Raw genomic sequence first — 10793 nt, forward strand, 5'->3', positions numbered from 1 at the left:
GTCACGATCCTTAACCTAGTCCCGAAAGGTGGAACATCGCTTCCCACGGAAGCGAACGGTGGCACACTTCATCCCGTGACCCGCAACGTGCTCATTATTGGCACCTAGCGCGCCGGCTGACGCATTCGCCGACGCGCAGACCTCCCGCATCCGCGGGGGGTCTTTTTGTTGGTCACCAAATCCTTCGAAGGGAACCACGCCATGGACTACCAGGTCTTCGACACGACGCTCCGCGACGGCGGGCAACGCGAGGGCATCACCTACTCGGTCGCCGACAAGCTCGCGGTCGCGCGGCTGCTGGACGAGTTCGGCGTCGGTTTCATCGAGGGTGGCTGGCCCGGCGCGATGCCGAAGGACACCGAGTTCTTCCAGCGGGCGAAGACCGAGTTGGAGCTGAAGCACGCGGTGCTGGTCGCGTTCGGCGCCACCCGCAAGGCCGGTGTGGACGTGGCCACCGACCCGCAGGTGCAGGCGCTGCTCGACGCCGGGACGCCGGTCGTCTGCGTGGTGGCCAAGTCCGACATCCGGCACGTCGAACGGGCGCTGCGCACCACCGGTGACGAGAACCTGGCGATGGTGCGGGACACCGTGCGGCACCTGCTGGCGAACGGCCGGCGCGCGTTCGTCGACTGCGAACACTTCTTCGACGGCTTCCGCCACGACCCGGCGTACACCGCATCGGTCGTCAAGACCGCGATCGACGCCGGCGCCGAGCGCGTGATCATGTGCGACACCAACGGCGGCATGCTCCCGTCGATGGTCACCGCGGCGATCAACGAGGTCGTCGAGCGGACCGGCGTGACGCCCGACCGGCTCGGCATCCACTGCCAGAACGACACCTCCTGCGCCGTGGCCAACACGGTCGCGGCGGTCGAGGCCGGGGTCAAGCACTTCCAGTGCACCGCCAACGGGTACGGCGAGCGTCCGGGCAACGCCGACCTGTTCGCCACGGTCGCGAACCTGCAACTCAAACTCGGGCTGACGGTCCTACCGGACGGATGCCTCGAGCAGGCGACGCGGGTGTCCACCGCGCTCGCCGAGATCGCCAACATCGCCCCCGACACCCACCAGGCCTACGTCGGGGCCGCGGCATTCGCTCACAAGGCGGGGCTGCACGCGAGTGCGATCAAGGTGGATCCGCTGCTCTACAACCACGTCGACCCGTCGGTTGTGGGTAACGACATGCGGATCCTGGTGACGGAGATGGCCGGCCGGGCCAGCATCGAGCTCAAGAGCCGTGAGCTCGGTCTCGACCTGGCCGGCCACCCGGACACCCTGTCGGCGGTGACGCGCAAGGTCAAGGATCTGGAGGCGCTGGGCTGGTCGTTCGAGGCCGCGGACGCGTCCTTCGAGCTGCTGGTCCGCGACCAGCTTCCGGGCGAGGGGTACGCGCGGCCGTTCACCCTGGAGTCGTACCGGGTGCAGACCGAACACCGGGAGGACGGCACCGTGGTGTCCGAGGCGACCGTCAAGGTCCGGGTACGCGGCGAGCGGGTCATCACGACGGCGGAGGGCAACGGCCCGGTCAACGCCCTCGACGAGGCGCTGCGCAAGGCGTTGTCCGCACACTACGACGAGCTCAAGTCCTTCGAGCTGGCCGACTACAAGGTCCGCATCCTGGAGGGCTCGCACGGCAGCGGCGCGATCACCCGGGTGCTGGTCGAGACCACGGACGGCCGGCGTGACTGGACCACGGTCGGCGTACACGAGAACGTGGTCGAGGCCTCCTGGCACGCGTTGGTCGACGCCCTGACCTACGGCCTGGCCCGGTCCTCGACCGCGGCGTAGGTCCCGCCTCCGGCCGCTGTGGACGACGGCCCGTATTTGTCATACCCGACGCCTAATCTCCTGCCCACCCGAGTCGTGGGCGGGGGAGGCGGCGGGGCAGTTGGTCTTGGGTCCGTCGATCTTGAAAGTCAGCTGATGCGGTCGCCCAGGAGCAGGGTGACCGCGCGGCGCATGGCGGGCATCACGGCGTCCGCGTCTTCGCCGGCCGTGCGGCGGCCCGCCCGGAAACAGGCCACGGCAAGCTCCGCGGCGAGGACGGCCACCTCTGCGTCCGTACCCCGGGAAAGCAGGACCCCCTGCACACCGTCGGCGACGCGCTGGAGCTTGCGGTTCGCTCGGTCCTCCAGCTCCGGGTTCGCCGCCAGCAGCCGCTCGCGCTCCGGCCACCGCCGGGGATCGCCCACCACCAGGCCCGCCAGTTGCTCGGTCAGCTCACACACCTGCACCAGTGCGGTGGTCAAGTCCGGCGCCGCCTCGCCGGGCGGCGCCGCGTCGATCGCCTCCAGCAGGTCGGCCTCGTCGGAGAAGACGACCTCCTGCTTGTCGCCGAAGTAGCGGAAGAACGTCGACCGGCCCACCTCCGCGCGCTCGGCGATGTCGGTCACCGAGACGTTGGCGAAGCCGCGCTCGGCGAAGAGGGCGAACGCCGCGTCGATGATCTGCTGCCGCGCCCGCTGCTGCTTGCGCTCCCGCAAAGTCAGATCGGCCATGCCCGCAGTCTAGCGGTTCGAGCCTCGATACCTTATGGTACTGAGTACCAGATAGTACTTAGTCCCTGAGGAGATACCCATGACGACGATCGTGATGACCGGCGCCTCCCGCGGTCTCGGCCGGCACGCCGCCGAGCGCATGCTCCGCGACGATCCGGACCTGCGGCTGACCGTCATCGCCCGTGGCGAGATGCTCGAGCACCCGCGGGTCACCACCCTCCGCGGCGACCTGTCCTCGCTGCGCAGCCTGCGGGCGGCCGCGGCGCAGATCACCGAGCCGGTCGACGCCTATGTCGGCAACGCCGGCCTTCAGCTCACCGACTCGCGGACCACGACCGAGGACGGCTTCGAGAGCACCTTCGGCGTCAACGTGGTGGCCCACCTGGCCCTGATCCAGGCGCTCACCTTCAGGCCCGCCGCGCGCATCGTGCTGACCGGCAGCGACAGCCACTTCGGCACGTTCCGCTACAACATGGGCCTGATCCCGGCCCCTCGATGGCTCGGTCCCGCGGTGGTGGCCGAGCCGAATGACCTCGGCGGCCGCGGCGCGTACTCGACCAGCAAGCTCGGCCTCATCTACCTGGTGCACGAGCTGGCCCGCCGGATGCCCGAGGTGGACGTCTACACGTTCAACCCCGCCTTTACCCCCGGCACCGGCCTGGTCCGCACCGACCGGATCGGCAACTGGCTTTTCCGCCGCGTCTTTCCGCGGATCCCCGGCGTCAACACGCCCGAGCGGGCCGGCGCCCAGCTCGCCGCGGTGGTGACGGGTCCGCGTCCGGCCCCGTCCGGCGCGTACATCGATCGCTCGACGGTCACCCCCAGCTCGCCCGCGTCCTACGACGAGAAGCGCGAGCGGGAGCTGTGGGCCGCGCTGGAGGCTAACTTGCTGCCGGGACCGTCAGGGACGCGATGATCGAGCGATGGTCACTGCGGGGTACACCGTGGACGGCGACGTCGCGGACGCCGATGCGCCGGTCGACGAGGACGTGGTCGATGGTGACCGGCGGGATGGGGTCGCCGTCGTACGGTCCCCACGTCGCCACCAGGCCGGAGCCGTCGGCGGCCGCCGCGTCGCGGTAACCGCTCGCGATCAGGTCGCGCAGCGGCTTGTGGTCCAGGGTCGAGTTGAAGTCACCCAGAAGGATCCGGGGTGTGCCGTTCGGGTCGGGGCGGGGCTCGCTCGCCAGGTCAGCCCGCCACTCGCCGAGGATCCGCACGTCGTAGGGCGCGACCGGATGCGCCGACTCGATGGCGATCGGGCCGGCGCCGGGCGGCTGAACCGTTCCGTACGCCTGCAGGAAGCCGCCGCCGTTGCGCCTCGATCCGATGCCCGTGATCGGGAAGCGGGAGTAGACCGCCGAGCCGGAGGTGCCGACCTCCGCGGCCAGTGACGAGTACGGCAGCAGCCGATCGAGCCCGGCCTCGGTGAGCCGGGTCTTGATCGCCGGCGTGAGCTCCTGCAGCGCCAGCACCGCGACGTCGTGGTCCCGCACCAGCCGGACGATGGTGTCCACGTCACCGCCGCCGGCCAGCACGTTGGCCGTCATCACGTGCACTTCGACGCCCGCCGCGGGGCCGGGGTCGCGGTCGGTCATCATCCGCGGCAGCACGCCGACCACCAGGAGCGCGGCCGCGACCATGGCGATCGACGCGCCCAGCCACCGCCGGGAGAACACCACGATCAGCGCCGAGACCACGGCCCACGCGGCCACATACGGCGTGAACGCGAACAACTGCACCAGCGGCCCGCGCTCCCACCCGCCGAAGCGGATCACCGCCCACGCGGCCATCGGCAGCACGAACAGCAGCCACACCAGCACCGTGACGCCCGCCCGCTTACGGCGGCGTCCGGCGTTCACGGGCGGCGCCGCGGTGATCGTCATGCAACCGACCGTAGCCCGCGCACGCCACGAAAAGGTCCCGTCCGGCCCGGCCGGACGGGACCCCCGCTACTTCGTCTAGCGATCTACCGATAGGGGTTGAAGTTCTGCGCGGCCATCAGGAACCATGCGGTCGCGCCGACGTGCTGGCGCTGGAAGTAGCCGAACGCGAAGCCGGTGTCGAACGCACTGCTGGCCGCCACGATCCCGGACCGGTCGGGCAGCGGCGTGCCGGTCCAGCTGCCGCCGGCGCCCGGGTCGGAGAGCCGGCCGCCGTGCGGGTCGGCGGTGAGCCCGACGGTCTGCCCGGCGCCCACCTTGCGCTGCGCCACCACGGTTTCGGCCAGCAGCTGCTTGGCGATGCGCCGGTCGCCGCCGCCCTTGCGGGCCAGCAGGGCCAGCGCCATGTGCCCGTTGCCTTCGAGCCAGACCGCGTTGCGGTGGTTCGGCAGGTCGCTGCCCGAGATCGTGCCGGTCAGCGCCTTGGCTTGCGAGCTGTAGGTGACCCCGGAGACGCGGACACCGGCCGGGAGCTGGGTGGACGTGCCGCCGTCGTTGTTCCACAGGTTCTGCAGGACCCAGTCGAGCGAGGAGTCGTAGCGCCGGTCGGCCAGCCCCAGCACCGACCAGCTCTGCACGTCCTCCGGGATGTTGCCTGTGTTGATGAGGTTGGGGTCCTCGCCCGGGTTGCCGCCGAGCGTCCCGGTCCACAGGAACGGCCCGTCCGGATTCCACATGCCCTGCACGAAGGCGGCGGCCGTCTCGGCGCGGGTGGCCCAGCGGCGGTCGCGGGTCAGCTTGGCGAGCAGCGTGAAGAACGCGTACACGTCGATGTTGTGCTCGGTGGAGGACCACTTCTGCGGCGTGACGCCGTCCGCCTGCAGGCCGCCGTGGTAGCCGCCGAACGCGTACGGGGACTGCTTGTCGGCGATCCACGTGCCCAGCGCGACCGCGCCGTCAAGGTACTTCTTGACCCGGGTGTCGGCGTAGAGCTGGGCCAGCGCGAGGCCGGTCCACGCCATGTCGCCGGTGGACGAGCCGCCGAATCCGAACGGCCACAGGAACGCCGCCTTGCCGTCCTCGCGCTTGAGGCCCGGGAAGTAGGGGCCGCCGCCGTAGAAGAGCATCGGGCCGGCCGCGTACGCCTGCCGCACGCGCCCGTCGCTGAACGCCTCGTCGTTGGCCTGGATCCAGAGGAACGCGTCGCCGATCAGCCGGGCGCGCCGCACGTTGGCGACGCTCGGGTTGGCCAGGTACGCGAGCATCGCGAGCGCGTTGTCGTAGACGAAGGAGGCGGTCATCAGGCCGCTCTCGTTGTTGTACGACTGCAGCAGCCGGGGCTCGGCGCCCTTGAGGTAGGCGTCCTGAACCACGTCGAGGTAGCGGTAGGCGCGCGCCACCGGACCGGCGAGCGTGGTGTCGACGAGGTGTCGCGGCCGGTCGGAGCTGGCCGAGGCGGGGTCGCCGGGAAGGGAGGAGGCGGCAACGCCGGCGGCCGCCGCGGCGGGCAGGGCGAGCAGGCGGCGCCGGGAGACGGGCACCGAGGTGACCGAGAAGGTGGCAGGCATGCGGGGATCTCCAACTCGTGAGAGCGCTCTCAGAAGAGTGCCGACGTATTGAAACCTCTCTGTCACGCGATGGCAACTCCCGGACCCCGGGTAAACGTTGTCACGGGCAAAAACGCCCCGCGGACACGTGGCTGAGCTACCACTTCTCGCTTGCGACGCCGGGCGCACGCCGACAGTGGTAGCGCAAAGGGGCATCCGCGGCGCGGATGCCCCTCTCGCCTACCACTTCTCGCTTGTCAGACCTCGGCGTCGACGATCTCGCCCAGGTCGGCTGCGGTCAGCTCGTCGCGGATCGCTGCCGCGTCGCCCTCCACCACCAGGGTCAGGCCCTCCGCGTGCAGGTGCGCGGCCGCGGCCGCCGACACCTGATCCACCGTCGCCCCGAGGAGCTGCTGTCGCAAGTGGACGTGGTAGTCGTCCGGCAGGCCGTGGATCACCAGCGTGACGAGCGCGCCCAGGATCGAGCCCGGGGTCTGCATGTCCACCGAGAGCTGCCCGGCACGCCACGACCGGGCCACCGCCAGCTCGTCCTCGGTCACGCCCTCGGCCTGGGTGCGGGTGATCTCGGCGATCGTGTCGACCAGCGCCGGCGCGGTCACCGCGGTCTGCACGCCCGAGCTCACCCCGAAGCGGCCGAACCGCCGGGACATCCCGAAGTCGCCGCGGATCCCGTACGTGTAGCCCTTCACCTCGCGGATCAGGTGGTTGAGCCGGGACGTGAACGCGCCGCCCAGCACGGTCGCGGCCAGCGACATCGTGACGTAGTCGGGGTGCGCGCGGTGCGGCGCCCGGTGACCCAGTCGCAGCGTGGACTGCACCGAGCCCGGCCGGTCCACCAGGATCACCTTGCGGCCGGCCGGGATCGGCACGTCGAGCGGACCCTCCTCCGGCAGCGGGTCGCCGCTGGTTCCGGCGAAGGCGGCGGCGCCCAGGGCTTCGAGATCGAGGTGGTCGAGGTCGCCGGCGACGAGCAGCACGCCCGGCCGCAAGAGCCAATCCCGATGGTACGCGAGCACGTCCTCCACGGTCACCGCCGCCACCGACGTGGGATCGCCGTGCAGCGGGCGGCCGAAGCGCTCGGCGGCGCCGAAGAGATCGGCCCGCAACGCCGCGTCGGCCCGCGGCCCCGGCTGCGCCCAGTCCATCCGCAGCGCGGTCACCTCGTCGTCGCGGACCCGGGCCACGTCGGCCGGATCCAGTTTCGGGGTGCGCGCCGCCGCGGCCGCCAGCTCGACCGCGCCGGGCAGCAGGGCCACCGGCACGGAGACGCCGACCCGGAACGAGTCCCAGTCGACCGAGGTGGACAGCTCGGCGCCCAGCCGCTCGAGGGCCAGCGCGAAGCCCGCCGAGTCCAGCGAACGCGTACCCTCCTCGAGGCTTTTCGCCAGGATGGCGGCGGTGCCCTCGCGACCGAGGGCCTCGCGGGCGGCGCCCGCGTCCAGCAGCAGCGACGCGGAGGCCAGCCGCTGGCCGGGCAGGTGCGCCGCGACCACCAGCCCGCCGGCCACCGGGGTGCGGACGACGTCCGGGAACGAGTACGGCCGGGCCTCGCCCGACGACGGACGGGAGGCGACGAGTGTCACTGGTCTTCTCCTGGCTGAACGGAGGGCTGATCGGAGGGCAGGTAGGTGAGCGTGACCCGGGACGCGGGCTGGAGCACGTGCAGCACGCTGGCGATGTCGCCGGTGGTGACCGCCTGCCACGCGGGGAGGCGGTACGCGGACGAGCCCGGGTCGCCGAACTGGGTCGCATACCGGCCCAGGGTGTCGGCGCGTCCGCCGACTGTGGACATCTGCCGCCACCACGAGGTGGTGAGCAGCGCCTTCGCCCTCTCCAGCTCCTCCTCGGTCACCGGCTCGGCCGCGAAGCCGTCGAGCACCTCGACCAGGCCCACCTCGAGCGTCTCGGCGTCCACGCCGTCCTTGGCCGTGGCCGTGACGATCAGCGGGGCGGGGGCGTGCGCGAGGTCGACGCCGTACGCGCCCACGTAGTCCGGCTGGGCGATCCGCTTGCCGTCGGCCAGCCGCTGGTAGAGCCGGCTGCCCCGGCCGCTGCCCAGGACGGCGGCCAGCACGGTGATCGCGTCGTACCCCGCCGTACCGAACGGGTGGGTCCGATGGGAGAGGTAGATCCGCGGCGCCGGCACGTTCCCGGTCACCGTCTCGCGGACCGGTTCGGTGGCCTGGCCGGCGATGTGGCCGCCGGGCGCCGGCGGGATGCCGGAGACCGGCTCGAGCATGCCGAAGTACTTGTCCGCCAACGCGAAGACCTCGCTCGGCGTGGTGTCGCCGACGACCGTCAGCACGGCGTTGTTGGGCGCGTAGTACCGCTGGTGGAACGCCTGGAACGCGGCCAGGTCGGCGGCGTTCAGGTCCTCCATCGAGCCGATCGTGGCGTGGTGGTACGGGTGCCCCGGCGGGTACAGCAGGGGCAGCAGCCGCAGCCACGCGTCGCCGTAGGGCACGTTCTCGTACCGCTGGCGCCGCTCGTTCTTCACCACCTCGCGCTGGTTGTCCAGCGTCTCCTGGGTCAGGGCCGGCACCAGCCCGCCCATCCGGTCGGCCTCCAGCCACAGCGCCAGCTCGAGGTGCTCCGACGGCATGGTCTCGAAGTAGTTGGTGCGGTCCGGGTTCGTGGTGGCGTTGAGGTTGCCGCCGTTGCCCTGCACCAGCCGCATGTGCTCGGTCTTGGCCACGTGCACCGAACCCTCGAACATCAGGTGCTCGAAGAGGTGCGCGAATCCGGTCTGCCCGGCCGGTTCGTGCCGTGAGCCGACGTCGTACCAGAGATTGACGCAGACCACCGGGGCGCTGCGGTCCTCGCTGACCACGACCCGGAGGCCGTTCTCGAGGCGGGTGGTTTCGATGGGCCACGGATAGCCGGTGTCGACCGGCACGGATTGCGACGTCACGCCGACCAGTATTGCTCCCTTCGCCTCGCTTTCGGTGCCGGTTGGTCTCCTGATGACATGGCGGACGACCTGGCAAACACAGACACGAGGCTCCTCGAGCAGACGCTGTTCGAGGTCAAGAAGGTGATCGTCGGTCAGGACCGGCTGATCGAGCGACTGATGACGGCGCTGCTGGCCGGCGGCCACTGCCTACTCGAGGGCGTGCCCGGTGTGGCGAAGACACTGGCCGCGGAGACGCTCGCGACCGCGGTGGGCGGCACCTTCCACCGCCTCCAGTTCACACCCGACCTGGTGCCCTCGGACATCCTGGGTACGCGCATCTACCGCGCCTCGAAAGAGACCTTCGACGTCGAGCTCGGCCCGGTGATGGCGAACCTCGTGCTCGCCGACGAGATCAACCGGGCCCCGGCCAAGGTGCAGTCGGCGCTGCTCGAAGTGATGGCCGAGGGGCATGTGTCGATCGGCGGGCGCACGTACCCGGTGCCGCGGCCGTTCCTGGTGCTGGCCACCCAGAACCCGATCGAGAGCGAGGGCGTCTACCAGCTGCCCGAGGCGCAGCGCGACCGGTTCCTGATGCGGGTGATCGTCGACTACCCGACCGACCAGGACGAGCTCGGCATCCTCTACCGGATGGGCCAGGGACGGCCCGTCGCGCACCCGGTGCTGGACACCACCCGGCTGGCCGCCCTGCAGGCCCGGGCCAACCAGGTCTTCGTGCACCACGCGCTGGCCGAGTACGTGGTCCGGCTGGTGCTCGCCACCCGCGACCCGGCCCGCTTCGGGCTTCCCGAGCTGACCGGACAGCTGGCGTACGGCGCCAGCCCGCGCGCGACCCTCGGACTGGTCGCGGCCGGGCGGGCGCTCGCCCTGCTGCGCGGCCGCGAGTACGTGCTGCCCAACGACATCCTGGACATCGCGCCGGACGTGCTGGCCCACCGGCTGGTGCTGTCCTTCGACGCGGTCGCCGACGACGTCCCGGCCGAACACCTCGTGCAGCAGATCGTCAACGCGGTCCCGCTGCCGACCATCGCGCCGGCTCAGGAGCAGCAGGGCCCCGGCCTCGGGATCGCGGCGTGATGTCGAGCGCCTCGATCAACGAGCTGACGCCGGAACGCCGGCTGCGGCGGCTCGAGCTGTCGATCACCCGGCGGCTCGACGGACTGCTGCACGGCCAGCATCTCGGCCTGCTGCCGGGGATCGGCAGCGAGCCGGCCGGCAGCCGGGAGTACCGCGCCGGCGAGGACGAGGTGCGGCGGATGGATTGGGCGGTCACCGCGCGGACCGCGGTGCCACACGTGCGCACCGTCGACGCGGATCGCGAACTGGCCACCTGGGTGCTGGTCGACGGCTCGCCCAGCATGGACTTCGGAACGGCCGAGCTGGAGAAGCGCGAGCTCGCCATCGCGGCGGTCGCGGCGGTGGGCTTCCTGACGTCCGGCGCCGGCAACCGGCTGGGCGCGCACCTGCTCGGACCGCTGGGGGTACGCCGCTTCCCGGCACGCGGTGGGCGTACCCATCTCCTCGGGATTCTCCGCTCTCTACTGGCCGTCCCGAGAGGTGTGCCGATCGTTGACCCGATTTCCCTCGCGGACGCGGCGGAGGGCATGCACCGGGCCGTCCGGCGGCGCGGGCTCGTCGTGGTGGTCAGCGACTTCCTCGACGGGCTCGACGAGGACGGGCTGGGCGCCCGGCCGCCGCAGTGGGAGCTGCCGATGCGCCGCCTCGCCGCCCGGCACCAGGTGCTCGCGGTGCAGGTCAGCGACCCGCGCGAAGGTGAGCTGCCGGACGTCGGTCTGCTCACCCTGGTCGACCCGGAGACCGGGCGCCGGCGCGAGGTGTCCACCGCCGGGCGGCGGCTGCGTGAGCGGTACGCGGTCGCGGCACGGCAACATCGGGACACCATCACGGGCGCGATCCGGCGGGCCGGCGCCAC

The 10793-nt window shown here is 71.5% G+C and carries 8 protein-coding genes and 1 pseudogene; 4 read left to right on the forward strand and 5 right to left on the reverse strand.

Annotated features, from left to right (window positions below):
* Positions 1-201 precede the first annotated feature (201 nt).
* Complete coding sequence (gene cimA, locus AB0M20_RS11140; RefSeq protein WP_364296859.1) at positions 202-1788, forward strand: citramalate synthase; 1587 nt, start codon at positions 202-204, stop codon at positions 1786-1788.
* Positions 1789-1916: 128 nt separating this feature from the next.
* On the opposite strand, the gene AB0M20_RS11145 is transcribed toward cimA, so the two are convergent.
* Positions 1917-2498 (reverse strand): helix-turn-helix domain-containing protein, encoded by a 582-nt coding sequence (locus tag AB0M20_RS11145; RefSeq protein WP_364296861.1) that lies wholly within the window; start codon positions 2496-2498, stop codon positions 1917-1919.
* A 79-nt stretch (positions 2499-2577) separates the two neighbouring features.
* Here AB0M20_RS11145 and AB0M20_RS11150 point away from each other — a divergent pair, with 79 nt between their 5' ends.
* On the forward strand, positions 2578-3414 hold the full coding sequence (locus AB0M20_RS11150; RefSeq protein WP_364296863.1) for an SDR family NAD(P)-dependent oxidoreductase: 837 nt from the start codon (positions 2578-2580) through the stop codon (positions 3412-3414).
* On the opposite strand, the gene AB0M20_RS11155 is transcribed toward AB0M20_RS11150, so the two are convergent.
* The 4 genes from AB0M20_RS11155 to AB0M20_RS11170 all read right to left on the reverse strand — a co-directional run bounded on the left by AB0M20_RS11155 (position 3380) and on the right by AB0M20_RS11170 (position 8845).
* Positions 3380-4384 carry an endonuclease/exonuclease/phosphatase family protein gene (locus AB0M20_RS11155; RefSeq protein ID WP_364296865.1) on the reverse strand — a complete coding sequence of 335 codons (1005 nt, stop codon included), beginning with the start codon at positions 4382-4384 and terminating at the stop codon, positions 3380-3382. The two genes, AB0M20_RS11150 and AB0M20_RS11155, sit on opposite strands and share 35 nt — an antisense overlap.
* An 83-nt stretch (positions 4385-4467) precedes the next feature.
* Positions 4468-5949 (reverse strand): hypothetical protein, encoded by a 1482-nt coding sequence (locus AB0M20_RS11160; protein WP_364296867.1) that lies wholly within the window; start codon positions 5947-5949, stop codon positions 4468-4470.
* Between the two features lie 236 nt (positions 5950-6185).
* A complete protein-coding gene (locus tag AB0M20_RS11165; RefSeq protein WP_364296869.1) occupies positions 6186-7532 on the reverse strand; it encodes a pitrilysin family protein in 1347 nt (448 codons plus the stop codon).
* Positions 7529-8845: a pitrilysin family protein gene (locus AB0M20_RS11170; protein ID WP_364296873.1), complete on the reverse strand. Its 1317-nt coding sequence runs from the start codon at positions 8843-8845 to the stop codon at positions 7529-7531. Before AB0M20_RS11170 ends, AB0M20_RS11165 begins: the two co-directional genes overlap by 4 nt.
* 114 nt (positions 8846-8959) lie before the next feature.
* Here AB0M20_RS11170 and AB0M20_RS11175 point away from each other — a divergent pair.
* Positions 8960-9937, forward strand: a pseudogene (locus tag AB0M20_RS11175) (MoxR family ATPase); the annotation flags it as partial.
* On the forward strand, positions 9937-10793 hold an 857-nt coding region (locus AB0M20_RS11180), incomplete at its 3' end, for a DUF58 domain-containing protein (protein WP_364296871.1). The pseudogene AB0M20_RS11175 and the gene AB0M20_RS11180, both read left to right, overlap by 1 nt.

Origin of the sequence: Actinoplanes sp. NPDC051633, from assembly GCF_040681735.1 — a bacterium.
In the GTDB taxonomy this organism is placed as follows: domain Bacteria; phylum Actinomycetota; class Actinomycetes; order Mycobacteriales; family Micromonosporaceae; genus Actinoplanes.